Source organism: Mesorhizobium ciceri WSM4083, assembly GCF_000519305.1.
GTDB classification, from domain to species: Bacteria; Pseudomonadota; Alphaproteobacteria; order Rhizobiales; family Rhizobiaceae; genus Mesorhizobium; species Mesorhizobium ciceri_B.
In genome coordinates this window covers 1-24,032 of sequence record NZ_JAFG01000017.1, presented here as the reverse complement: position 1 = coordinate 24,032, position 24,032 = coordinate 1, and the positions used below count along the sequence as shown (strand labels likewise).

Sequence of the window (24,032 nt, the reverse complement as noted above, 5' to 3'; positions counted from 1 at the left end):
TGCCTCACAACGGGATGTTGTCGTGCTTCTTCCAGGGGTTCTGCATATCCTTGTTGCGCAGCATGCGCAGCGCCCGGGCGATGCGGCGGCGGGTCGAGTGCGGCATGATCACCTCATCGACATAGCCGCGCTCGGCGGCGACGAAGGGCGACAGGAAGCGATCCTCGTAAGCCTTTGTATGGGCTGCGATCTTTTCGGCGTCACCGATGTCCTTGCGGTAGATGATCTCGACCGCGCCCCTGGCGCCCATCACCGCGATCTGCGCTGTCGGCCAGGCGTAGTTCATGTCGCCGCGCAGATGTTTCGACGCCATCACGTCATAGGCGCCGCCATAGGCTTTGCGGGTGATGACGGTGATCTTCGGCACGGTGGCCTCGGCATAGGCGAACAGGAGTTTCGCGCCATGCTTGATCAGCCCGCCATATTCCTGCGCCGTACCGGGCAGGAAGCCGGGGACATCGACGAAGGTGACGATCGGGATCGAAAAACAGTCGCAGAAGCGCACGAAACGGGCCGCCTTGCGGCTGGCATCGGAATCGAGCACGCCGGCCAGCACCATCGGCTGATTGGCGACGAAGCCCACCGTGCGGCCCTCGACGCGTCCGAAGCCGGTGACGATGTTCTTGGCAAAATTCTGCTGGATCTCGAAGAAGTCGCCTTCGTCGGCAACCTTCAGGATCAGCTCCTTGATGTCGTAGGGCTTGTTGGCGTTGTCGGGTATCAGCCGGTCGAGTGACAGATCATGGTCGGTGACCGACTGGTAGCATTCGATCTCGGGAAGCTCCGATGTGTTGGAAGCCGGCAATAGGTCGACCAGCCGGCGCATCTGCAGCAGCGCCTCGACGTCATTGTCATAGGCGCCGTCGGCGATCGACGATTTCGTCGTATGGACGGAAGCGCCGCCGAGGCTCTCGGCGGTCACCGTTTCGTTGGTCACGGTCTTCACCACATCCGGTCCGGTGACGAACATGTAGGAGGTGTCTCGCACCATGAAGATGAAGTCGGTCATGGCAGGCGAATAGACGTCGCCGCCGGCGCAAGGCCCCATGATGACGGAAATCTGCGGAATGACGCCGGAGGCCAGAACGTTGCGCTGAAAAATCTCGGCGTAGCCGCCGAGCGCGGCGACGCCTTCCTGGATGCGCGCGCCGCCGGCGTCATAGATGCCAATGATCGGCGCACGATTGCGCAGCGCCATTTCCTGCACCTTGATGACCTTCTCGGCGTGGGCTTCGGACAACGAACCACCGAACACGGTAAAATCCTTGGCGAAGAGGTAGACCGGGCGGCCGTTGACCGTGCCCCAGCCGGTGACGACGCCGTCGCCGGCGATCTTGGTCTTCTCCATGCCGAAATCGGTCGAACGATGCTCGACAAACATGTCGAATTCCTCGAACGAACCTTCGTCGAGAAACACCTCGATGCGTTCGCGCGCGGTGAGCTTGCCCTTCTTGTGCTGGGCATCGATGCGGACCTGGCCACCACCCATGCGGGCGATCTCGCGGCGGCGCTCGAGTTCCTTCAGAACGTCTTTCATCGATTACCTCCCAAGCCAGCGGCATTTCGTGGTAATCGTGCCGGCAAGCGAGCGCAAGCGCCGCTTGCGCCACGGGTTTTGTTGCGCTGCAGCATGACGCCCCTTGCATTTGGCGGTGAACTCAGCCATATGCAGCCCATAGGCGCTTGGGCCGGGAACGAATCCGGCCTTCTCGACGAATGAGACTGGTTGCGTCTGTTTTCCCTCTTTCCGGTATATCGGCCCTTTTCCGGTACATCACAAAGCGGCGAAAAAGCCCCGTGGCATGATGCCTGCGGGCACGACAGCGCAGCCGAGTGGACGTTAGCGTCCGCCCGCCTTGTCGTTTCATATCAATTTTTTCGACGGCAGGTTGCGCCCTGCCGCCATCGATGTTTGCGGCCAGAAGCCGCGTGAAAGAAGATTATTTTGACCAACGAAAACACTTTGCCCGGTAGCAACACTGCGGAACTCACCGGTTTCGCGGCGCTGGGTATTACGGGCGCGCTGCTCAAGGCCACCCACAACGCCGGCTTCACCGAGCCGAAGCCTATCCAGGCGCAGGCGATTCCGCCGCAGATGGAAGGCCGTGACATTTTCGGCATCGCCCAGACCGGCTCGGGCAAGACCGCGGCCTTCGCGCTGCCGATCCTGTCGAAGATCATCGCACTCGGCACCAAGCGCCGGCCGAAGACGGCGCGTGCGCTTATCCTGGCGCCGACACGCGAACTCGCCGTGCAGATCGAGGACACGATCAAGATCCTCGCCAAGGGCGCGCATGTTTCGACCGCGCTCGTTCTTGGCGGCGTCTCGCGCTTCAGCCAGGTGAAGAAGGTTGCGCCCGGTGTCGACATCCTGATCGCAACGCCCGGCCGGTTGACCGATCTGGTGCGTGAGGGCGACCTCGTGCTTGCCGACACCAAGTGGCTGGTGCTCGACGAGGGCGACCGCATGCTCGACATGGGCTTCATCAACGACGTCAAGCGCATCGCCAAGGCAACCGCGCCCGATCGTCAGACGGTGCTGTTCTCGGCGACCATGCCCAATGAAATCGCCGAACTGGCCAAGGGCCTATTGAAGAACCCGATCCGCGTCGAAGTCGCGCCGCAAAGCACGGCGGCGGCAGAGATCGTGCAAGGCGTCGTCTTTGCCCGCACCAAGCAGAAGCGCCAGGTGCTGTCGACGATGCTCGCCGACGAGGCGATGAAGTCCGTCATCATCTTTTCGCGCACCAAGCATGGTGCCGACAGGGTGACCAAGGACCTCGAGCGCGATGGCTTCAAGGCCGCCGTCATCCACGGCAACAAGTCGCAGAACGCCCGTCAGAAGGCGCTCAACGATTTCCGCGAGGGTTCGGTGCGCATTCTGGTGGCGACCGACATCGCGGCGCGCGGCATCGACGTGCCCGGCATCAGCCATGTCGTGAATTTCGACCTGCCTGATGAAGCCGAGAGCTACGTCCACCGCATCGGCCGTACCGGCCGCAACGGCATGGACGGCATCGCGATCACGCTTTGCGATCCTTCCGAAAACAGCAAGCTGCGCCAGGTCGAGCGCATCATCCGCACCAAGCTACCGATCGTTGCCGACCATCTCGGCAGCCCGGATCCGCTGCGCAATCCGGCTGAAAAGAACGAGCGTTTCGAGCCGGCCAATGATCGCAACGACCGCAATGGCCGTCGCGACGGCAGGCGGCCCGGCGGCGAGAACAAGGGCAACGGCTTTGGCAAGAAGCGCTTCGGCGACAAGCCTGCCTTCGCAGGCGAGCGCAAGCCTGATGGCGCCAAGCCCGCCTTCAAAGGCAACAACAAGCGCCGCTTCGGCGGCAAGCGTCCGGCGGCGCGGGCTGCGTAAGCCAGATCGCGTTGTAATCAGTCAGGCTTAGCCTGGCTGATTGCCGGGACAGACCAAGGAAAGGGCGGCTGAAGCGATGCTTCGGCCGCCCTTTTTCGTCGGCCTACTTCACCACCGCTTCGATCCAGACGGCGATCCTTTGCGCCAGAAACGCCGTGGTCGATGGCGACAGCGCGTCGCCGGCAATGACGTGATTGTCCGGGTCGCCGGTGTCGTCGACCGGAACCAGTTCATGCGGGGCGCCCCAGCGCCCGGCAATCTCGCGGGTGCGGTCGGCCCGCACCACCTTGTCCGAATCAGAAAAGATGAACAAAGCAGGGATGGTCGCCTTCTCCACCGGCGCACCATAGGCAAGCTCGGTCAGCGCCTGCATCGGCAAGGTTGCTTCGATCGGATAGCGGGTGGTCCAGAATTTTTCATTCAGCGCGTTGCGCGGCACGAAGCTATGTTCCTTGCCGGCGACCAGCTTGGCGATCTGTTTGCCCCACGGCATGGTCAGGATCTCGGCGCCCGAAGCCTTGACGCCGAAGTTCGGGGAGATGAACGCAATCGCCGCCACCCCGTCCGACGCACCGGGCTGCGTTGCCGCCCAGACCGCCAGCGAGCCGCCGGTCGAAGTCGAGATGACGATCACCTTGTCGCCGATCGCCCGGCCGATGGTGAGCGCCTCCTCATAGTCGTTGATCCAGGCGTTGATGCTGCCTTGCGTCATCGCCGCGCCATCCTGCCCGTGACCGGTAAGGCGTGTGTAGAAGAGATTGGCATCAAGCTGTTCCGCCACTTCGTCGGGCAGCGGGCGGACCTCGCCCTTCGATGCGGAAAAGCCGTGGATGTAGACGATCGACAGCGGCGTCCTGGCATGCACCATCGGATTGGCCCAGACGATCTCCTTCTCCAGCCCGTCGCGGATTCCGGGGATGGCGGCTTCCGCCTTTGCCACATAGGCCTGCGGATCGTCACCGATGAGCGAGGGATCGAAACGGATCGTGGTGTCGACGCGAACGCGCGGGCCGAGCACGAAGGTCAGTGCGAGAATGACAAGGCCCAGCACAGCAAGCACGATCCGTCGCCCCATCGCAGACTCCACGCAGCATTTGTCTCAACCATGGCGACGGCGGCCCGAAACGGGGAGCCGGCCAATTTCGCAGGCGTCCTATTCGATCGGCGGCTTGCGGTCGTAATGCAGAGGCCGCGCCTTCCAACTGGTCATCAGGCCGATAAACCCTCTGCACAGCGGCCTCGGCAGCAGGCCGAGCAGTTTCAGGGGCCAGCTTGTCCGGCGCGGGAAATGGACTTCGAAGCCGCCCGACCTGATGCCTCGCGCCATGCGGCGCGATGCGCGGCTGACCGGCATCAGTCCCGGCATGGGCAGCATGTTCTTCTCGGTCAGCGGGGTGTCGATGAAGCCTGGATTGAACACCTGGATACGCACATTCATCTTGTCGAAATCATACTTCAGCGACTCGGCCAGGATGTTGATGGCCGCCTTGGTGCCGCCATAGGCGGCCGTTGTCGGCCAGCCGAAATAGGATGTCACGGAGCCGACCAGAACGACATGGCCGCGCGCCCGCACACGCATGCGTTCGACCGCCGGCACGAGGCCGTTGATGATGCCGAAATAATTGACCTCGAAGGACCGGCGAAAGTCGTTGACGACAAGATTCTCCCCCGGCGTGGAAATGTAGTTCCCTGCATTGAAGATGGCGAGCACGATGGGACCGAGTTCCTTCTCGATCGCGGCGACGGTTCTTGCCATGCGCGGCTCGTCGGTGACATCGCAGGGAAAGGCCGTGACGCTGCCCGGCATCTGCGCGGTCTCGACGACAAGCGTGTTGATCGGATCGTCGTCGAGCGCCGTCACCGCGACGGCATAGCCCTGGGAAGCAAGATCCCTGGCCAGGGCACGGCCGATGCCGCTTGAGCCGCCCGTGATCCAGGCGACGCCGTGCTTCGGGTTGGCCCGGTAGAGTGTCATGCTGCGCCCTGTCGACTTGTTGGTGCTTTGCTCTAGCGGTGAAGAAATCGAATGAAAAGCCGCTTTTCAACGTCAGCCGGAAATGAACAGTGGCGCAAGAGGCCAGCCTCGGGAAGCGCCGACGCAACAACAGCACTGCAAATGCGACTGGACCAGACAAATTCTTGCCTTGAAACCGCAGCTTCGGGTTTCTAGGGTTTCGGCGCACGCACACAAGGAATCCTGGATGCCCCGTTCTGTGATCGACGCGATCGGCAACACGCCTCTGATCCGCCTCAACAAAGCTTCTGAACAAACTGGTTGCGAGATCCTGGGCAAGGCCGAATTCATGAATCCGGGCCAGTCGGTCAAGGATCGTGCCGGCCTGTTCATCATCCGCGACGCCGAGCAGCGCGGGCTGCTGAGGCCCGGCGGTGTGATCGTCGAGGGAACGGCCGGCAACACCGGCATTGGACTGACGCTGGTTGCCAAGGCGCTAGGCTACCGCACCGTCATCGTCATCCCGGACACGCAGAGCCAGGAAAAGAAGGACACGATCAAACTGCTCGGCGCCGAGCTGATCGAGGTGCCTGCCGTGCCCTACAAGAACCCCAACAATTACGTGAAGCTGTCCGGCCGCCTGGCCGAGCAGATGGCGCGGACGGAGCCGAACGGCGCCATCTGGGCCAACCAGTTCGACAATGTCGCCAACCGCGACGGCCATATTCGCACCACGGCGGAGGAAATCTGGAACCAGACCGGCGGCAAGGTCGACGGCTTTGTCTCGGCGGTCGGTTCGGGCGGAACGCTGGCCGGCGTCGCTTCCGGACTGAAGGCGAAAAGCCGGGATGTGAAGATCGCGCTCGCCGATCCGCTGGGGGCCGCGCTCTATTCTTTCTACACCAGCGGCGAGCTGAAGTCCGAAGGCAGCTCGATCACCGAAGGCATCGGGCAGGGGCGCATCACCGCCAATCTCGAAGGGTTCACGCCGGATTTTTCATTCCAGATCCCCGATGAGGATGCGCTGCCGATCGTCTTCGACCTGATCCAGGAAGAGGGGCTTTGCGTCGGCGGCTCGACCGGTATCAACATAGCCGGCGCGATCCGTCTGGCCAGGGAACTAGGCCCCGGCCACACCATCGTGACCATTCTTTGCGATTACGGCACGCGCTATCAGTCAAAACTGTTCAACCCGGAATTCCTGCGCGAAAGGCAGCTGCCAGTGCCGGGCTGGATGGAACAGCGCAGTACAATTTCGGTGCCGTTCGAGAAAGTCGCGTGATGGCAAACAGGACGGACGCCCTGTTTCGTGACGACGCCTATCTGCGCACGGCGGACGCAACGGTGGTTGCCGTCAACGACCGCGGCGGTATCATCCTCGACCGGACGATCTTCTACGCCACTTCGGGCGGCCAACCGGGCGATACCGGGTATCTCGAACGCGGCGATGGCAGCCGCATCGCCATTGCCGCCACCCTCACCGGTGAGACCAAGGACGAGATCATACACGTGCCAGCGCCGGAGCAGGCGGTTCCGCAGGTGGGCGACGCGCTGAGGCTGGCGATCGACTGGGAGCGGCGGCATCTCCTGATGCGCATGCACGCGGCTTGCCACCTGCTCACCGTCGTCTGCCCGTTTCCGATCACCGGTGCTTCGGTTTCCGAGGACGACAGCCGTGTCGACTTCGACGCTCCGGATGCCGGCTTCACCAAGGAGGACGTCACCGCCGGGCTGATGGAGCTGGTGCGGGCCGATCATCCGATCTTTGTCAGACTGATCAGCGACGAGGAACTGGCCGCCAATCCAGGCCTGGTAAAATCCAAGAACGTGCGGCCGCCGGTCGGCACCGGCAAGATCCGCCTGGTCTGTATCGGCGACAACGCCTCGGTGGACAGCCAGCCCTGCGGCGGCACCCATGTGAAAAGCACCGGAGAAGTCGGCGAAATCCACATCGGCAAGATCGAGAAGAAGGGCCGTGAAAACCGGCGCTTCCGCATCCGCTTTGGGCCGATGCCGGCAAACTGAACAGGCAGTGATCGCCAAAAGGCGAGCAGGAGAACAAGAATGGCCGAGGACAGCCCCTTCACCGTCGACGCAGACTGGCTGCAGCAACGTCTCGGCGAGCCGGGCCTGACGATCATCGACACATCCTGGTACCTCCCGGCGCAGAAGCGTGATGCGCGCGGCGAGTATGAGTCCGCCCATATCCCGGGCGCACGGTTTCTCGATCAGGATGCCGTTTCGGACCCGGATTCGCCCCTGCCGCATACCTTGCCGTCGCCGCAGCATTTTGCCCGGTATGTCGGCGCCATGGGCGTTTCGGCCGATGACACCATCGTCGTTTACGATGGTCCGGGTTTCTTCTCCGCACCTCGGGCGTGGTGGATGTTCCGGGTGATGGGCGTCTTCCAGACTTATGTTCTGGATGGCGGCTTCGATGGCTGGAAAGCCGCCGGCAGGCCGGTGACGGCTGAGCCGACCAAGATCGCGCCAAGCGTGTTTCATGCCGATTTCGACGCCGGGCGCGTCGCCAGCCTCGCCGACATGCGCGGGATCGTCGACACCAGGGCAAGCCAGATCGCCGACGCCCGTGGGCCGGGCCGCTTTGCCGGCACCGAGCCTGAGCCGCGCGCGGGTATCCGCTCCGGCCATATGCCCGGCGCGCGCAATCTGCCCTATTCGGTGCTGTCGGAAAATGGCGAGCTGCTGTCGAAGGACCGCCTGCGCAAGGTGATCGAAGAGGCCGGCATCGATCTGTCGAAACCTGTCGTCACTTCATGCGGCTCCGGCATTACCGCGGCGGTGGTGACGCTGGCGCTGGAAACGCTTGGCCATACGAACAACAGGCTTTACGACGGCTCCTGGACGGAGTGGGGCGGGCTTTCCGACACGCCCGTGGCGACCGGCCCCGTTGTGATCAGCAAGGAATGAAGACGATGGAAAACGGCGCGCTGGAAGACATTGACGTCACGGTGACCTTCCTCGAGATGCATGTGCCTCCAGCCTATTCGCCGCCTGTGCCGTATAACCGTCAGGTCGCGCTGCTGAAGACCAAGGACATTCCGCTGCATTTCTACCGCTATCTGATGGACCGGGTGGGGCGCAAATGGCACTGGGTCAATGTGCTGAGGCTGGATGACGACGAGCTTTCGGCCGGCATCCATCGCGAGGACCGTGACATCAGGGTGCTCTACCTCGACGGCGCGCCCGCCGGCTTCTTCGATCTCAAGCCGCATCTGCCGGAAGAAGTCGAGCTCGCCTATTTCGGCATGATGGAACATGCGACCGGGCAAGGCATCGGCCGCTGGTTCCTGGGCTCCGCGATCGCTGCCGCATGGTCGCATGGGCCGAAGCGGGTGACGGTGCAGACCTGCACGCTCGATCATCCGGCGGCTCTGCCGCTCTACCAGAAGCTCGGCTTTGCACCGGTGGCGCAAAAGAAGGAAATCGTCCATCCGCTGCCTTTCACCGAGCGCGCGGCCAGCGTCATGCGACCCTAGCTGGAAGCTGACACCAGCTCTAATCTGAACCCGTCGTTCATCGGCCCTTCAGGCTGCTTTTGGCATGTTGTCCGCACCATCAATGCGGCCAAGGCCGAAGGAGACGAAGACATGCTGACCCGCCGTACACTTGCCGCTGCGCTGATCGCGGCCATTGCCATGCCAAGCTTGGCCGCAGCCCAAGCGACAACGCCATCGGCCGCGACGATCGAGCGGAAGCTCGAGGCGGCGCCGCGTGTGAAATTGCGGCCGAACGAGCGCGTCACCATCCGCGAATTCAAGCGGCGCCCGGATTTGCGCCGCATGGCCCGCTCGATCGATATCCAGTCGATCAACTTCGCCTTCGGTTCGGCGGCTATTTCCAACTCGCAATACGACAAGATCGAGACCATTGCCGACGCCCTGCGGCGCATCCTGCGCCGCGATCGCGGCGCCCGCGTGCTGATCGAGGGCCACACCGACGCCGTCGGCTCCTTCCAGTCGAACCAGGCTCTGTCCGAACAGCGCGCCGTTTCGCTCAAGCGCACGCTGGTGCGCGAATTCGGCGTGCCGGGTCATGCTCTCGAGACAGTCGGCTATGGCGAGGAGTTTTTGCTGGTGCAGACGCAGAGCGAAAACTGGCGGAATCGCCGGGTGACGCTGCGCCGCTTCGACGACTTCATCCGTTGAGGCGCAGCTCCGAATTCTAATTGGCCGGCACCTTTGACGGGACTTGATGAGAGCCGATCGCCGACGGGCGATCGGCTCTTCGACATTTGGCAGGAATCGGGTGGGCGGTGAGGGTTCAAGGACATAATTTCCAGTCACGACACCGGAGATTTTTCCATGACCATCCAGTTCAAAGCCTTGCCGACCGAAGATGTCAGGACGCTGCAGCGCGGCGGGATCGATGCTTATGGCCAAATGCCCGAGCGAAAGATCTCCGACGGTGACGGCATGCCTTGCCGGCATTGCTTGAAGAACATAGGAGCCGGCGATGCCTACCTTGTTCTGGCATACAGGCCATTCCCGCAGCTTCAGCCCTATGCCGAAACCGGGCCGATCTTCCTGCATGCCGAGGAATGCGACCGCGCTGCCGAGAGCGAGGCGCTGCCCGAGATTCTCGAAAGCCCCGACTACATCGTGCGCGGCTATGGCGGGGATGATCGTATCGTCTATGGCAGCGGCGGCGTGATCCCGATCGGAGACATCACCGGGCGGGCCAAGACCTTGCTGGAACGCGACGAGATCGCTTACGTCCATGTCCGCTCGGCGCGCAACAATTGCTACCAGTGCCGCATCGAGCGCGCTTGAGGCTGAGATTAGCCGCTGGGAACAGTTGTCGTACTCCCGTCGCATATTCGCGATAGAAAGCCATTGTCGATCGATTTGCCGACCGCGGATGAACCGGCGGCAAATCTCGATATCGAGGAAGCGGGGCTTTGGCTCCGCTTTTTTGTTGCCTGCGTTTGTAGCAAAAGGATTCGCGCAACAAAAAAGCCCGCCGGCATAGCCGACGGGCTGCAACTGTTTGGCTGGAGGGCCTTTTAGTTGAACTTGTACTTCGCGCCGAGACGCACGGTGTGGAAAGAGGAAGTCGCGGTAAGGGTGTCGTCAGGTGCGCCGAATTCCGAAGAAAAGTCCTTCTTGGCGAACTGCGAATAGCGATATTCCAGACCAACGGTAACGTTGCTGGACAGAGCCGTTTCCAGACCGCCACCAACCGAGAAGCCGCTGGAACCCCAGTCGAGAATGTCGCCGATCGGGTCGGAAGCGTTCAGATCGAAATGCTGCCAGCTGTAGCCGGCAAGCGCATAGGCAAGCGTCGATTCGTTCATCTTCATGCCGACGCGGCCCAACACATCGAACCCATAGTCGGTATCGACGTTGATCGATCCGCCGCCGAGATCCAGCTTGGAAGTCATGCCGGAGTAGCGTGCATCGACCATGACGCCTGCGACCCAGCTGCCGAAGTCATGATCGTAGCCGACGTTCAGTTCACCAAAGGCACCTTCGCCACCGAGACCATTGAATTCCAGGTCGCCGAGCGGCGGAACGTTGATCTGATGCACGGACGCACCGGCGCCACCAGCGCCGCCGATATAGAAGCCGGTCCAGTTGTAGGCTGGCGTCTCGAAGGCAGCACCGCCGCCGTTCTGGGCACCGAAACGATAATTGGCTGCGATCTGGAAAGTATGGCGCGAGGTGTCAAGATTGAGGAGACCGTCCGGAACCCCGACAATGCCAGCCTCGGAAAGAAGATCGTCCTTGGTCCCGAAGCCCGTATAGCGATACTCAGTCTTGATCGTCCAATTGCTGTTGATGGCCGTTTCGATGCCACCTCCGACAAAATACCCGCTCTGATCCCAATCAAAGTCGAAGCCGGCGTTCGTATCGAGCTTGTACTTCTGCCAGGAATAGCCACCCAGCACGTAGCCCAGAGTGTTTGGCGTCAAGAGGTAGCCGAGCCGCAGACCAGCGTCGAAACCGTAGGTTTCCTTGATCGAAGCGTCGAACCCCGTAATGTCCAGCGTGGTCTTGATGTTGCCGACGTGAGCGTCCAGCAGACCGCCGATGAGGAACCGGGGCGAGACCATATAGTCATAGCCAACCGTCAGCTCGCCATAGACGCCTTCGCCACCAATGCCGTTCAGCGAGACTGGAATAAAATCGCTGCTGAGCTTGTGTACGTTGGCACCGGCGCCGACGCCAAAACCAACGTACAGACCGCTCCAGTTAAAGCCGGCAGCTTCTTCTACCGGCTGCACGACGTCGGCTGCATGAGCAGCAGACATCAAAGCCACAGCAGAAACAGCACCAAGAAGAAAAGATTTCGCGGATGTGCGAATGAACATATGCCCGTACCCCAATGAATAAACCCAGGATGTCTCTAGCAGGGAGTCGCCCGGTACGGGAATGACAAATATGCAACAATGATGAGCAAAGTGCCGTTGGGTCACATTTTTCCACGCCATGCTTTGCCTGAAAAACAGGCTCGCAAGAAAAACCCGCCGGTGTGGAACCGGCGGGCTGGATTGAAAGAAGCTGTTTTCGCGAAAATCAGGCGGCGAGGACGGCTTTCGGCTCGACCAGTTCGTAGCCGAGCGCCTCGGCGACTGCCCGGTTGGTGATCTTGCCCTTGTGGACATTGAGGCCGTTGCGCAGATGATGATCGTCGACCAGCGCCTTCAGGCCCTTGTCGGCAAGCTGCAGGCCGTAGTGAAGCGTCGCGTTGTTGAGCGCGTGGGCCGAAGTGACCGGCACGGCACCCGGCATATTGGCGACGCAATAGTGGATGACGCCGTCGACCTCATAGGTCGGCTCGGCATGAGTGGTGGCGTGCGAGGTCTCGAAGCAGCCGCCCTGGTCGATGGCGACGTCGACCAGCACCGAGCCTTTCTTCATGCCCGACAGCATTTCGCGCGAAACCAGTTTTGGCGCCGCGGCACCCGGGATCAGCACCGCGCCGACGACGATGTCGGCTGAAAAACACTCTTCTTCCAGTGCCTCGACAGTCGAGTAACGGGTGTGGACGCGGCCGGCGAAGAGGTCGTCGAGCTGGCGCAGGCGCGGGATCGAGCGGTCGATGATGGTGACGTCGGCGCCAAGGCCGGCCGCCATTCTGGCCGCGTGCAGGCCGACGACGCCACCGCCGAGCACGGTGACCTTGCCGGGCAGCACGCCGGGCACGCCGCCCAGCAGCACGCCGCGGCCGCCATTGGCCTTCTGCAGTGCCGTGGCGCCGGCCTGGATCGACAGGCGTCCGGCAACTTCCGACATCGGCGCCAGCAGCGGCAGGCCGCCACGATCGTCGGTCACGGTCTCGTAGGCGATTGCGGTCACGCCGGACGCAAGCAGGCCCTTGGTCTGCTCCGGATCCGGAGCAAGGTGAAGGTAGGTGTACAGGATCTGGCCTTCGCGAAGCTGCGCCCATTCGCTGGGCTGCGGCTCCTTGACCTTGACGATCATGTCCGACCTGGCGAACACCTCGGCGGCCGTCTTGACAATCGTGGCGCCGGCGGCGCGATAGGCATTGTCATCGGCGCCGATGCCGGCCCCGGCCCCGGTCTCGACCAGAACTTCGTGGCCATGGGCGACATATTCGCGGACCGAGCCAGGGGTAAGGCCGACGCGGTATTCGTGGTTCTTGATTTCCTTGGGGCAGCCGACGCGCATTTTCTTCTCCTGATCCGGCCCTTCGGGCTCGTTCCCTGTATAGATGGAGTGAACCACGAATCGTTGCGCAGGTGTTTGCGAATGCGCTTGCGCCAACCGGCCTGTTTCGATAATCGTTGCGCGAAATAGCTGGATATTCGCAGGATTCACGAATAATGCCGCTCGACAGGATTGATATCGCCATTCTCGAGGCTTTGCAGAAGGATGGCAGGATACCCAATGCGGCACTGGCCGAGAAGGTTGGCCTGTCGCAGTCGGCCTGTTCGCGCCGGCTCGACAATCTGGAGAAATCCGGAACTATCCGGGGCTACCATGCCCGGCTTTCCAATGCCGCACTTGGCCACCAGATGACGGCGATCGTGCACATATCGCTGTCGGGACAGTTCGAGAAGACGCTGTCGGATTTCGAGGCGGCGATCAAACGCTGCCCGAATGTTCTGTCCTGCCATCTAATGTCGGGCGAATACGACTACATCCTGAGGATCGCGGCAAAGGATCTCGTCGACTATGAGCGCATCCACAAGGAATGGCTGTCGGCGATGCCGCATGTGACCAAGATCAATTCGTCCTTTGCGCTACGCGAAATCGTCGACAGGACCGCCATGGGCATGAAGCCGGAAATGGCCTAGGCCTCCGTTACCACGCGATCCATCGGGATATCGTGCGGCTGTGGGTAGATGGTGGCGATGCGCTGCAGCTCATAGCCGACGCCGATGACCAGCGGCTTGAACGGCATCGCTGCCAGCGTGCGGTCGAAGAAACCGCCGCCATAACCGAGGCGGTAATTCTGGGGATCGATACCGACGATCGGCGAGATGACGATGTCCGGCAGCACCGGATCGCCCTCGGCCGGGATCGGGATGTTCCAGACGCCTTTCTCCAACCTGTCGCCCGCTTTGTAGGCGCGAAAGATCAGCGGCTGCCCCTTCTCGATGACGATGGGCAGCGCGGTGCGGCCGCCGCGTTCGTTTATGGAGGCCATCCAAGGCCGCAAATCCGGCTCGCCACGAAACGGCCAATAGAGACTGACCATGCGCCCGGTGATCTCGCCGATGATCGCGTCGAGGCCTTCCGCAATGCGCTGCGACATTACCGTTCGCGCGTCGGCCGATACCGCCAGCCGGGCGGCGATCAGCCGTTCGCGCTCGGCCTTGCGCCAGCGCCTGACGTCGGTCCAGTCGCTCAAAGGCGCACGGAATTCCGGATCGAACTCGTGCATGAAGCAGGGCGGCGAAGAATACTGTGCCGGAGCGTCGTCGTCATGATCGTCAGCCATGCCTCACCTCGTCGCGTGTTCGATAACGCTATACCTCGCGATACGATACAACATGTGCGTTCACGACATGCAACGACGAGTCTCGGGCACTGGCTATCTGTTGTTGCATTGCACAAAAATACCTACATCCAGGACAGGCGATCTTGCTATCAGGGTGAACGAAATGAACGAAGCCAGGCATCATGTCGTCGTTGTCGGCGCTGGTTTCGGCGGCCTCGAATTCACCCGCGCGCTTGCTGGTGCTCCGGTGCGCATCACCATGATCGACAAGCGCAACCATCATCTCTTCCAGCCGCTGCTCTACCAGGTGGCGACGACGGCGCTGGCGACCTCCGAGGTCGCCTGGCCGATCCGTCACCTGCTGCGCAAGCGCAAGGACGTGACGACGCTGCTCGCCAATGTCACCGGTGTCGACCGCGCCGGCAAGCGCGTGCTGCTCGATGACGGCAGCGCGGTCGCCTACGACACGCTGGTGCTCGCCACCGGTGCCCGCCACGCCTATTTCGGCCATGACGAATGGGAGCCGTTCGCACCGGGCCTGAAGACGCTGGAGGACGCCACCACCATTCGGCGGCGAATTCTCCTGGCCTTTGAGCAGGCCGAGCGGGAGGCTGATCCCGCCAAACGCCAGGCGTTGCTGACCATTGCGATCGTCGGCGGCGGGCCGACCGGCGTCGAGCTTGCCGGCACCATCGTCGAGCTCGCGCATGACACGCTGCGCGGCGAGTTTCGCAACATCGACACGCGGCAAACGCGCGTGGTGCTGATCGAGGCCGGCGACCGGATCCTGGCCAATTTCGCACCGAAACTTTCCGACTATGCATCGAAGGCGCTCGAGCGGCTCGGCGTGACGGTCGAGCTCGGCCGGGCCGTCACACGCTGCGACGCCGAAGGTGTTGTGTTTGGCGATAAGCAACTGGCAGCCCGAACGATCCTGTGGGCAGCCGGCGTTGCCGCTTCGCCAGCCGCCGAATGGCTGGGAGCGAAGGCGGACCGCGCGGGCAGGGTGCTGGTCGAGCCTGACCTCAGCGTGCCCGGCAGCCCGGAGATCTTTGTCATCGGCGACGCCGCCCTTGTGCTGCGGCCGGACGGGCGGCCGGTTCCCGGCGTGGCGCCTTCCGCCAAGCAGGAGGGCCGACATGTTGCGGCCACCATCAAGGCCAGGCTCGGTGGCGACACCACCGCGCGTCCTTTCCACTACAGGCATGCCGGCGATCTGGCGACGATCGGCAAACGCGCCGCCGCCATCGATTTCGGCTGGATCAAGCTCACCGGCTGGGCCGCCTGGTGGCTGTGGGGAGTGGCGCACATCTATTTCCTGATCGGTTTTCGCAACCGGCTTGCGGTTTCGCTGAGCTGGCTGTGGATCTATGCGACGGGGCAACGCAGCGCTCGGCTGATCACCCAGGGCGACGACGACAAGGGCTGATTTCTTCACCGGATCGTTCATCGGCACGTCACCTGTCGCTGATCGAGTGGCGGCTTCATGCGCGCGACTTGTTGAATGGACTCAAGCGGGTTTCAGAGCGAAGTTCGCTTTCGGGGCAGGGCATGTAAGCTTGTCGAAGGAGAAAACATGTCGCAACTGCTCCATCCCGTCTCCCGCCGTGGTCTCCTTGCGGGCGCCGCCGCCACAGGGGCGCTGATCATGCTGCATCCGTTCTCAGCCAGGGCTCAAGCCAACCAGGCGCATCTCCGGATCATGGAGACCACCGACATCCATGTGAACGTGCTGCCTTACGATTACTACGCCGACAAAGCGAACGACACGCTGGGCCTGTCGCGCACGGCGTCTCTCATCGATGCTGTGCGCAAGGAAGCCGTGAATTCGATGCTGATCGACAATGGCGACCTGCTGCAGGGCAATCCGATGGGCGACTACATCGCCTATGAGAAGGGCCTGAAGGACGGCGACGTGCATCCGATCATGAAGGGTATGAACCTGCTCGGCTACGAGTGCTCGACGCTGGGCAACCACGAGTTCAACTACGGCCTGTCTTTCCTGGACAAGGTGCTCGCCGGTGCCAATTTTCCCTTCGTCTGCGCCAATTTGATCCGCGGCACCGAGCTTGCCGCGAACCCGCGCGACGACAAGCTCTACCTCAAGCCCTATGTCATCCTCGACAAGAAGATCAAGGACGGTTCGGGCGCCGAGCAGCCGATCAGGGTCGGCATCATCGGCTTCGTGCCGCCGCAGATCATGGTCTGGGATCTCAAGAACCTCGAAGGCAACGTCAAGACGCGCGACATCGTCGAGGCGGCCAAGGCCTGGGTGCCGCAGATGAAGGAGGAGGGCGCCGACATCGTCATTGCGCTGTCGCATTCCGGCATCGACGTGAAGCAGGGCGACATGATGGAGAACGCCTCGTTCTTCGTCGCCGGTGTCGACGGCATCGACGCGGTGTTCACCGGTCACCAGCATCTGGTGTTTCCCGGCAAGAAGGATTTCCAGTCGCTCGACGGCGTCGATACGCAGAAAGGCACGCTGCAGGGCAAACCCGCCGTCATGGGCGGTTTCTGGGGCTCGCATATGGGGCTGATCGACCTGATGCTGGAACGTGACGGGTCGAAATGGAAGGTGGTTTCAGCCACTTCCGAGGCGCGGCCGATCTTCGAACGCGTCGACAACAAGAACAAACCGACTGTCCCGGACGACAAGCGCATCATCGCGGCCCTCGAACAGGACCACCAGGCGACGCTGGCCTATGTGCGGCGTCCCGTCGGCAAGACCTCCGCGCCGCTCTATTCCTATTTCGCGCTGGTCGCCGACGACCCGTCGGTGCAGGTCGTCAGCCAGGCGCAGACCTGGTACCTCAAAGACATTCTCAGGAACACGCAATGGAAGGATGTGCCGCTGCTGTCGGCGGCCGCTCCGTTCAAGGCCGGTGGGCGCAACGGCGCCGACTATTATACCGACGTGCCGGCCGGCGACATCGCCATCAAGAACGTTGCCGACCTCTATCTCTATCCCAACACGGTGCGGGCGGTGGAGATCACCGGTGCGCAGGTCAAGGAGTGGCTGGAAATGTCAGCCGGCATCTTCAACCGGATCGAGCCTGATAAGGCCGACCAGGCCCTCATCAACACCGATTTTCCGTCCTACAATTTCGACGTCATCGACGGCGTCACCTACAAGATCGACCTGTCGCAGCCGCCGAAATACGATGCCAAGGGCGGGCTGGCCAACGCTGGCGCCAACCGCATCGTCGACCTGAGTTTCGATGGAAAACCGATTGATCCCAAACAGAAATTCGTCGTCGCGACCAACAACTACCGGGCCGGTGGCGGCGGAAATTTTCCTGACATCAATGCCTCGAAGATCATCTACGAGGCGCCGGACACCAATCGCGATGTCATCGTCCGCTACATCGTCAGCGAGGGTACAATCAACCCGTCGGCGGACGACAACTGGTCGTTCGCGCCGCTGCCTGGAACCAGCGCCGTGTTCGAAACCGGTGCCAAGGCGAAGGATTTCATCGCGCAGGTGAAATCGCTGAAGATCGAGCCGGCAGGCGAGGGCGAGGCAGGCTTCGCGAAATACCGCATCCTGCTTTGAAGGGTGGTTTATGGGTCGGCTCGATGCAACCCCCTACGGCGTGGATTGATCCGACCCGAAACGTTGCTTGATGTCAGGCATGACGAGATCCAGCGCATCCGTGGAAATGCCGCCGGAATAGCCGTCCGGCAGTTGCTTGATCAGTTCGGGATCGTCGAGCCCTTGCGAAAAGCCGCCACCGGAATAGGGGCCGAGCAGGTAGACGCGGCTGTCGACGCCTTGCATGCGATCGAGAAACCGGTTCGGCCAACCCCACATCCATTTCGCGATGTTGACGGGGATGAGCAGAGTGCCTTTGCGGCAGGAATCTGGAACGTAGCCGCTCCAGCCAATCGCGGCATAGCGCAGGATGCATTGCGTCAGTGATGCGCGGCTTAACGTATGCATGTCCGGCAGCGCAGCCTTGACCGCGGCAATCGGCTTGTCGCCGCCATAGACCGAGAGATAACCGCGCTCGGCTGGTGCCAGCGTGGCAAGCCATGCGGCCAGCTTTTCGCCTTCGCCCGGATCGTTGCTCTTGACGTTGATGTTGAAGCGGCGAGCCGGGAAGTGCGTCAGAACCTCATCCAGCGATGGCATCATGCCGATACCCTTGCCGCGGAATGGAAAGGTCTTGCCGCTATCCGCCGTATAGCCATAGCCGACATCGAGGGTCTTCAACTCGGCCATGGAATGGCTGCGCGTTTCTCCCTTCCCTTCCGTGCGGCAATCCAGCGTCCAGTCATGGAAGACGGCAAACTTGCCGTCCGTCGTCGGGTGAACATCCAGTTCGAGCGCGTTCGCGCCCAGCGCGAAGGCGGCTTCCATCGAGGGAATTGTGTTTTCGATGTAGCCATGGCGCGGCGGCAACATGCGACTGGCCGTACAAGTCTGTCCTGTCATTCCTTCACGCGCGTAGTCTTGGGCAAGGCCGCGATGGGCAAGCACTTCCGGCTTGCCGGCGGGGCGGCTTGACAACAGGGAGGTGTTGTTAAGCCAGATGCCCACCGCAGCGACAACAATGACGCCGAAGAAGATCGTCCGTCTGCGCATCAGGTGATTTCCGATTCGACCGTCCTGCGCGGCATCCTGCTTTGCGATCGGACTTTTTGACGGCGACGACGCGGCGATGTCGAGATCATGCTCGACATAACCTGTTCAAGAGCATGTCGGCTTACGCCTTGTAGACCACCTGGCGCACGTCGATGTAGCTGGCGCGGAATCCGGCCTCGCAATAGTGCAGGTAGAACTCCCAGAGCTTCTTGAAGCGATCGTCGAAGCCGAGCGGGACGATCTTTTCCCATGACGCCCAGAACCGGTGGCGCCACTCGGCAAGCGTGCGCGCGTAGTCGTCCGGAAACACGCGCTCGCGCAGATGGGCAAGGCCATGATCCTTGCCCAGTGCCTTCAGGATCGACGGTGTCGGCAGCATGCCGCCCGGGAAGACGTAGCGCTGGATGAAATCCGGCCTTGCGCGATAGGTGTCGTAGGCGGCTTCGTTGATGGTGATGATCTGCAGGCCGGCGGTGCCGCCGGGCCTCAGGCAGGCCTTCATCTTGCCGAAAAACACCGGCCAGTATTTCTCGCCGACCGCCTCGAACATCTCGATCGAGGCGATGCGGTCATAGGTGCCGGTTTCGTCGCGATAGTCCTGCAGCTTGATGTCGACCTTGTCGGCAAGCCCGGCCTTGGCGATGCGAGCCGTTGCAAAATCGTGCTGCTCGCGGCTGATCGTCAGCCCGGTGACGCGGCAGCCGATCTCGCGCGCCGCGAATTCGGCGAAGCCGCCCCAGCCGCAGCCGATTTCCAGCACATGGTCCTTCGGACCAATCCCTGTGTCTTTCGCCAGAGCGCGGTATTTGGCGGCTTGGGCGCTTTCCAGGTCGTTGGCGCCGGTCGTGTAGAGCGCCGAGGAATAGGTCATGCTCGGATCGAGCCATTGTTTGTAAAAAGCGTTGCCGAGGTCGTAATGCGCCGAGATGTTGCGCTTCGAGCCGGTGCGCGTGTTCTGGTTGAACCAGTGGCGGATGCGCTGGACGGTGTTGATCAGCCAGCTGGTGCCGCCCGCGATACGCTCGCCAATGACCGAATTGATGACGAACAGCTCAAGGAAGCTGGTCACATCAGGGCTTTCCCAATCGCCGTCCATGTAGGATTCGGCTACGCCGATCGTGCCGCCGGAAAAGGCGCGGCCGGGCAAACGCCAATTCTTCAGCACCAGTTCGGCATCCGGGCCAGGTCCCTTGCCGCCGACGAGGACGGCGCGGCCGTCCGGCAACCTCACCTTGAGCGAACCGCGCGGCAGGTTCATCGCCGCCGACAGCACCATGCGCGCTTTCGCCGGCAGACCTTTGACGATCTCGGCGAAATTGAACTCATCGAGCCTGACCGCGTCGCTCAATGCTGCGCCAAAAAGTTCCTTTTGTGCCATCTCATGCCCCCTGGATTTCCGCGGTGTCGGGGCAGATTGCCGAGCCACGGTTCTCTTGGACCATTCGCCAGGTTCGAACGCCGTTGCCGATCCCGGGCGCTGACCGGCTCAGTGACGGGCGGGCTCGAATGAAACACGCGCTCCTTTACCAGAGCTTCAGCGCTTCCCAGTGAATCCCTGCGACAATCTTCCACGTCATGCGGGGAAACTTCAAGAGGCAGGCCGCAAGCGGGGCTGTGCCACGCGGATTGCTCGCGCCAGCGAGAATCCGCCTTTTTGCACAGCAAAGGCCGAGCGCGCAAAAAACGCCTATGGCCGCAGAATTGCTCGTGCGATAGATTTAGCCATGCGTTATGTAATCGTCATTGCCGCCATCGCGTTTTTGCTGATCTGGGACGGCATGTACAATCAGGGCCGGTATCTCGACACCACCGTGAGAGAACTTAGCCGCATTGTGCGATATGCCACCGGCAAGGTTTAGCTCCGGCGGCTGCAGCCGCGACATCCTTGTCGATTGACGCCAACGTCCTGCCGTCACAAAAGACCCCGGCATTTTCGATCGAGGAGGCAGGGTTGATCCGGCATATCGTTTTCTTCAGCGCGCGGCGAAAAGAGGATGTCGAGGCTGTGCGCACCGGCTTGCTGGCGCTCGGCGACATTCCTCATTCCAGCCTCTTCGAGGTCACGCTCAACACCAAGGTGGATCCGCTGTCGGATGAGGTCGACGTGGTGGTCTATGCGGAATTCGCCGATGACGCCGCGCTGGCCGCCTACAAGGCGCACCCGCTCTACGCGCAGACCACCAGCAAGGTCAAACCGCTGCGCGAGCTGCGCTATTCCGCCGATGTCGTTGCCGGAAGCTGATCGAGGCCTCTTCCCAACTGGTGCCTTTTTCGACGTCCGGTGGCTGGCGGGGGCGAACTGGCCGGGATTGCGATCAAGTCTTGAACCGATTTGCGGAATGATGCACATCCCGGCTGCATGACCCGAACCACCACTGGCACTCATCCGCTCGATCACATGGTGCTGCCGACGCAGAGCCTTGAGGTGGCGCGAGCTCGGCTCGCCGCGCTTGGCTTCGTCGTGGCCCCGACCGGCATCCATCCCTTCGGAACGGAAAACTGCTGTGTTTTCCTGGCCGACGGTACGTATCTCGAACCGCTGGCGGTCGGCGACGAACAGGTGGCGGCAAAGGCTATCGCGGACGGCAATGTCTTCGTCACGCGTGATCGCGCCTATCGCGACAGCAAGGGCGACGAGGGATTTTCCGCCATTGTTCTAGGTACGGGCAATGCCGATGCCGACCATGCACGCTATGTCGATGCCGGCGTCTCGGCGGGAGACATGCTGGGTTTTTCGCGCGCCTTCACCGACCCGGCCGGCAAAAGCGACATCGCTTCGTTCAAGCTTGCCTTCGCGGCCGGAGCCGAAGCCACGGACGCCTTCCTGTTTGCCTGCGAGCGCGTCAACGCGCCTGATGTCGACCGCACGGCTTTGCAGGCCCACGCCAACGGCGCGACCGGAATTGTCGAGATCTTGGCGGTCAGCGATGCGCCTGGAAAGCAGCATGGGCTGATTTCCGTGGCGGTGGATGATGCGGCCGCCGACAGGCAGGGCGGCATGTTTCCCTTGCCGAATGCAGATTTGAGCGTGCTTGACCGCGTGGCTTTCACCGCGCGCTTTGGCCTGCCGGCCGGCTCGCCGACAGATCTGCGCTTCGCAGCGGTGGTCTTTTCGGTTCGGAACGCCGATGTGACATCGAGGCTGCTTGCAGCCAATTCCGTCCAACACGATATAGCGGGCAATGATATCGTCGTGCGGTCCGCACCCGGACAGGGCGCGGCTTTCATCTTCCGGGAGATCCCATGAGCAAGCCGCAAGCGTCCAATTCGATGGCGCCCAATTCGTCTGTAACCGTCGGCAATGTCGTCTTCGACAACAGGGCGGCTTTGTCCCTGATCGCCGGCCCGTGCCAGTTTGAATCGCGCCAGCACGCTTTCGACATGGCCGGCGCGCTGAAGGAACTGACCGGCAGGCTCGGCATAGGCCTTGTCTACAAGACCAGCTACGACAAGGCCAACCGCACCTCGCTGTCGGCGACGCGCGGTGCCGGCATGGACGCGGCACTTCCCGTCTTCGACGAACTGCGCAAGGAATTTTCGCTCCCGGTGCTGACCGATGTCCACACCGAGGAGCAGTGCGCCATCGTCGCGCCGCATGTCGATGTCCTGCAGATTCCGGCTTTCCTGTCGCGCCAGACCGACATGCTGGTCGCCGCGGCGAAAACCGGCAAGGTGATCAACGTGAAGAAGGGGCAGTTCCTCGCTCCCTGGGACATGAAGAACGTCGTTGCCAAGATCACCGGCTCCGGCAATGCCAATGTGCTGACCACCGAGCGCGGCGCGTCCTTCGGCTACAACACGCTGGTCTCCGACATGCGCGCTCTTCCCATCATGGCCGAGATCGGCGCTCCGGTGATCTTCGACGCTACCCATTCGGTGCAGCAGCCGGGCGGGCAGGGGGGCTCCTCGGGGGGCGAGCGCCGCTTTGTCGAGACGCTGGCGCGCGCGGCCGTCGCTGTCGGCGTTGCCGGCGTGTTCATCGAGACCCACCAGGATCCTGACAACTCGACCTCTTCGGATGGCCCGAACATGCTGCCGCTGAAGGACATGCCCGCCCTGCTCGAGCGGCTGATGGCATTCGACCGCATCGCCAAGGGTCTCTAGGCCGGACATATCCTCTGTCGACCGCCGATGCTTGTGGAAGGCGCAAGCCGCCTGTACGCTCGACCGGCAAATGAGCGTTTTGGCAGGAGGAAGCCATGTCTGTCGCCCGCGTCACCGAAATCACATCGTCGTCGAAGAAGAGCTTTCAGGACGCCATCGAACAGGGAATTGCGCGCGCATCCAAAACCCTGAAGAACGTCGAGGGCGCCTGGATCCAGGACCAGAAGATCGTCGTTCAAGACGGCAAGATTGTCGCTTATCGCGTCAATATGAAGGTCACCTTCATCCTCGCGGAGTGATCGGTCGACGCCGAAAAAGTCGGGAACCTTCGCCTGCGCCCCTCATTGTCCAAGTATGGTTCAACGACAGTGAGGAGCATGATCATGACAACCCAGACAGGCCACACCCAAGCCATTGCCGCTTCGCGGGTGATCGGCACATCGGTCTACAACACCGAAGGCACGAGCATTGGCAGCATCGAGGATGTGATGCTCGACAAGACGGCGAACGGCATCATGTTCGCGGTGATCGGTTTTGGCGGCTTCCTCGGTATCGGCGAGAAATATCACGCCATTCCGTGGGCCAGCCTCGACTATGATGAGGACATGGGCGGCTATGTCGTGCCGTTCTCCAAGGAGCAGTTGAAGGCGGCACCCGCCTATTCGATCAACGAACTGACCGACGCGGATGGCGAGACCGCTCGCGACGCATCCTACGAATACTACAAAGTCACGCCTTACTGGCACTGACGGCCGAAAACAAAAATGGCCCCGTTTCGACGGGGCCCTTCAGACTGCTGACAAACCCCGTCGATTTTCGGCGGGGTTTTTTGTTATGTGATTGAAGTGTCTTGGACTGTTTGTGTCAGGGGATTTTGACAGGAGGCGTTGGGCCTCATGTGCGGGCCGACTTGGGCTTCGGGCACAGGCAAAGGGCGATCTTCTTGATGTTTTGTGCGGCGGCGGCGAGCAGGCACTGGCAGGCGACCTTGGTGAGACTTCGGAACCGCGCATAGCGGTGACCATGCAGTTGCTTGGCGTCGGCGAAGGAGCGCTCGACGGTCTCCTTGCGGCGGCGGTAGATAG

General features: G+C 62.0%; 26 protein-coding genes. 16 read left to right on the top strand and 10 right to left on the bottom strand.

Features of this window, described 5'->3' with window-relative positions:
• Nucleotides 1-4: 4 nt before the first annotated feature.
• The gene (locus MESCI2_RS0123620) at nucleotides 5-1,537 is read right to left on the bottom strand and encodes an acyl-CoA carboxylase subunit beta (protein WP_027038717.1); all 1,533 of its coding nucleotides are present in this window, start codon (nucleotides 1,535-1,537) and stop codon (nucleotides 5-7) included.
• A gap of 408 nt (nucleotides 1,538-1,945) precedes the next feature.
• Here MESCI2_RS0123620 and MESCI2_RS0123615 point away from each other — a divergent pair, with 408 nt between their 5' ends.
• Nucleotides 1,946-3,370: a DEAD/DEAH box helicase gene (locus MESCI2_RS0123615; protein ID WP_027038716.1), complete on the top strand. Its 1,425-nt coding sequence runs from the start codon at nucleotides 1,946-1,948 to the stop codon at nucleotides 3,368-3,370.
• A 103-nt stretch (nucleotides 3,371-3,473) separates the two neighbouring features.
• Here the strand turns inward: MESCI2_RS0123615 and MESCI2_RS0123610 are convergent, their stop codons facing one another.
• The gene (locus tag MESCI2_RS0123610) at nucleotides 3,474-4,445 is read right to left on the bottom strand and encodes an alpha/beta hydrolase (protein WP_027038715.1); all 972 of its coding nucleotides are present in this window, start codon (nucleotides 4,443-4,445) and stop codon (nucleotides 3,474-3,476) included.
• A 78-nt stretch (nucleotides 4,446-4,523) separates the two neighbouring features.
• Nucleotides 4,524-5,345, bottom strand: a complete 822-nt coding sequence (locus tag MESCI2_RS0123605; RefSeq protein ID WP_027038714.1) for an SDR family oxidoreductase — start codon at nucleotides 5,343-5,345, stop codon at nucleotides 4,524-4,526.
• A 226-nt stretch (nucleotides 5,346-5,571) separates the two neighbouring features.
• Here MESCI2_RS0123605 and MESCI2_RS0123600 point away from each other — a divergent pair, with 226 nt between their 5' ends.
• The 6 genes from MESCI2_RS0123600 to MESCI2_RS0123575 all read left to right on the top strand — a co-directional run bounded on the left by MESCI2_RS0123600 (nucleotide 5,572) and on the right by MESCI2_RS0123575 (nucleotide 10,117).
• Nucleotides 5,572-6,606: a cysteine synthase A gene (locus MESCI2_RS0123600; protein WP_027038713.1), complete on the top strand. Its 1,035-nt coding sequence runs from the start codon at nucleotides 5,572-5,574 to the stop codon at nucleotides 6,604-6,606.
• Nucleotides 6,606-7,349: an alanyl-tRNA editing protein gene (locus tag MESCI2_RS0123595; RefSeq protein WP_027038712.1), complete on the top strand. Its 744-nt coding sequence runs from the start codon at nucleotides 6,606-6,608 to the stop codon at nucleotides 7,347-7,349. The genes MESCI2_RS0123600 and MESCI2_RS0123595 overlap by 1 nt, the downstream gene beginning before the upstream one ends.
• Nucleotides 7,350-7,388: 39 nt before the next feature.
• Nucleotides 7,389-8,255, top strand: coding sequence for a 3-mercaptopyruvate sulfurtransferase (gene sseA, locus MESCI2_RS0123590; protein ID WP_027038711.1), 867 nt, complete (start codon nucleotides 7,389-7,391; stop codon nucleotides 8,253-8,255).
• A 5-nt stretch (nucleotides 8,256-8,260) separates the two neighbouring features.
• Complete coding sequence (locus MESCI2_RS0123585; RefSeq protein ID WP_027038710.1) at nucleotides 8,261-8,824, top strand: GNAT family N-acetyltransferase; 564 nt, start codon at nucleotides 8,261-8,263, stop codon at nucleotides 8,822-8,824.
• Nucleotides 8,825-8,935: 111 nt separating this feature from the next.
• The gene (locus MESCI2_RS0123580; RefSeq protein WP_027038709.1) at nucleotides 8,936-9,493 is read left to right on the top strand and encodes an OmpA family protein; all 558 of its coding nucleotides are present in this window, start codon (nucleotides 8,936-8,938) and stop codon (nucleotides 9,491-9,493) included.
• Nucleotides 9,494-9,649: 156 nt separating this feature from the next.
• Nucleotides 9,650-10,117 (top strand): DUF1203 domain-containing protein, encoded by a 468-nt coding sequence (locus MESCI2_RS0123575; protein ID WP_027038708.1) that lies wholly within the window; start codon nucleotides 9,650-9,652, stop codon nucleotides 10,115-10,117.
• Nucleotides 10,118-10,350: 233 nt separating this feature from the next.
• Here the strand turns inward: MESCI2_RS0123575 and MESCI2_RS0123565 are convergent, their stop codons facing one another.
• Entirely contained in the window at nucleotides 10,351-11,658 is a 1,308-nt protein-coding gene (locus tag MESCI2_RS0123565) for an outer membrane protein (protein WP_027038707.1), read from the bottom strand.
• A gap of 205 nt (nucleotides 11,659-11,863) precedes the next feature.
• Nucleotides 11,864-12,979, bottom strand: a complete 1,116-nt coding sequence (gene ald / locus MESCI2_RS0123560) for an alanine dehydrogenase (protein WP_027038706.1) — start codon at nucleotides 12,977-12,979, stop codon at nucleotides 11,864-11,866.
• A gap of 155 nt (nucleotides 12,980-13,134) precedes the next feature.
• Between ald and MESCI2_RS0123555 the strand changes: the two genes are divergently transcribed.
• Entirely contained in the window at nucleotides 13,135-13,608 is a 474-nt protein-coding gene (locus MESCI2_RS0123555) for an Lrp/AsnC family transcriptional regulator (protein ID WP_013531467.1), read from the top strand.
• On the opposite strand, the gene MESCI2_RS0123550 is transcribed toward MESCI2_RS0123555, so the two are convergent.
• A complete protein-coding gene (locus tag MESCI2_RS0123550) occupies nucleotides 13,605-14,255 on the bottom strand; it encodes a 5-formyltetrahydrofolate cyclo-ligase (protein ID WP_027038705.1) in 651 nt (216 codons plus the stop codon). The two genes, MESCI2_RS0123555 and MESCI2_RS0123550, sit on opposite strands and share 4 nt — an antisense overlap.
• A gap of 163 nt (nucleotides 14,256-14,418) precedes the next feature.
• Here MESCI2_RS0123550 and MESCI2_RS0123545 point away from each other — a divergent pair, with 163 nt between their 5' ends.
• Both MESCI2_RS0123545 and MESCI2_RS0123540 read left to right on the top strand, forming a co-directional pair.
• On the top strand, nucleotides 14,419-15,684 hold the full coding sequence (locus MESCI2_RS0123545) for an NAD(P)/FAD-dependent oxidoreductase (protein ID WP_027038704.1): 1,266 nt from the start codon (nucleotides 14,419-14,421) through the stop codon (nucleotides 15,682-15,684).
• A gap of 147 nt (nucleotides 15,685-15,831) precedes the next feature.
• The gene (locus tag MESCI2_RS0123540) at nucleotides 15,832-17,811 is read left to right on the top strand and encodes a bifunctional 2',3'-cyclic-nucleotide 2'-phosphodiesterase/3'-nucleotidase (protein WP_027038703.1); all 1,980 of its coding nucleotides are present in this window, start codon (nucleotides 15,832-15,834) and stop codon (nucleotides 17,809-17,811) included.
• Between the two features lie 33 nt (nucleotides 17,812-17,844).
• On the opposite strand, the gene MESCI2_RS0123535 is transcribed toward MESCI2_RS0123540, so the two are convergent.
• The 3 genes from MESCI2_RS0123535 to MESCI2_RS1000000139210 all read right to left on the bottom strand — a co-directional run bounded on the left by MESCI2_RS0123535 (nucleotide 17,845) and on the right by MESCI2_RS1000000139210 (nucleotide 20,435).
• A complete protein-coding gene (locus MESCI2_RS0123535) occupies nucleotides 17,845-18,843 on the bottom strand; it encodes a glycerophosphodiester phosphodiesterase family protein (protein WP_027038702.1) in 999 nt (332 codons plus the stop codon).
• Nucleotides 18,844-18,964: 121 nt separating this feature from the next.
• Entirely contained in the window at nucleotides 18,965-20,221 is a 1,257-nt protein-coding gene (locus tag MESCI2_RS0123530; RefSeq protein WP_027038701.1) for an SAM-dependent methyltransferase, read from the bottom strand.
• Nucleotides 20,222-20,366: 145 nt separating this feature from the next.
• Entirely contained in the window at nucleotides 20,367-20,435 is a 69-nt protein-coding gene (locus tag MESCI2_RS1000000139210; protein ID WP_346558022.1) for a hypothetical protein, read from the bottom strand.
• Nucleotides 20,436-20,567: 132 nt separating this feature from the next.
• On the opposite strand from MESCI2_RS1000000139210, the gene MESCI2_RS1000000139170 reads away from it, so the two are divergent.
• The 6 genes from MESCI2_RS1000000139170 to MESCI2_RS0123500 all read left to right on the top strand — a co-directional run bounded on the left by MESCI2_RS1000000139170 (nucleotide 20,568) and on the right by MESCI2_RS0123500 (nucleotide 23,696).
• Entirely contained in the window at nucleotides 20,568-20,702 is a 135-nt protein-coding gene (locus MESCI2_RS1000000139170) for a hypothetical protein (RefSeq protein ID WP_276325624.1), read from the top strand.
• 92 nt (nucleotides 20,703-20,794) lie between these two features.
• The gene (locus tag MESCI2_RS0123520; protein ID WP_027038700.1) at nucleotides 20,795-21,085 is read left to right on the top strand and encodes a Dabb family protein; all 291 of its coding nucleotides are present in this window, start codon (nucleotides 20,795-20,797) and stop codon (nucleotides 21,083-21,085) included.
• 117 nt (nucleotides 21,086-21,202) lie between these two features.
• Nucleotides 21,203-22,090, top strand: a complete 888-nt coding sequence (locus MESCI2_RS0123515) for a VOC family protein (RefSeq protein WP_027038699.1) — start codon at nucleotides 21,203-21,205, stop codon at nucleotides 22,088-22,090.
• Nucleotides 22,087-22,947: a 3-deoxy-8-phosphooctulonate synthase gene (kdsA, locus tag MESCI2_RS0123510; protein WP_027038698.1), complete on the top strand. Its 861-nt coding sequence runs from the start codon at nucleotides 22,087-22,089 to the stop codon at nucleotides 22,945-22,947. Before MESCI2_RS0123515 ends, kdsA begins: the two co-directional genes overlap by 4 nt.
• Nucleotides 22,948-23,042: 95 nt before the next feature.
• Nucleotides 23,043-23,246, top strand: coding sequence for a dodecin family protein (locus MESCI2_RS0123505; protein ID WP_013531476.1), 204 nt, complete (start codon nucleotides 23,043-23,045; stop codon nucleotides 23,244-23,246).
• 84 nt (nucleotides 23,247-23,330) lie between these two features.
• Nucleotides 23,331-23,696, top strand: coding sequence for a PRC-barrel domain-containing protein (locus MESCI2_RS0123500; protein WP_027038697.1), 366 nt, complete (start codon nucleotides 23,331-23,333; stop codon nucleotides 23,694-23,696).
• Between the two features lie 145 nt (nucleotides 23,697-23,841).
• On the opposite strand, the gene MESCI2_RS01000000135255 is transcribed toward MESCI2_RS0123500, so the two are convergent.
• The coding region (locus MESCI2_RS01000000135255; RefSeq protein ID WP_032901256.1) for a transposase at nucleotides 23,842-24,032 on the bottom strand (191 nt) is incomplete at its 5' end.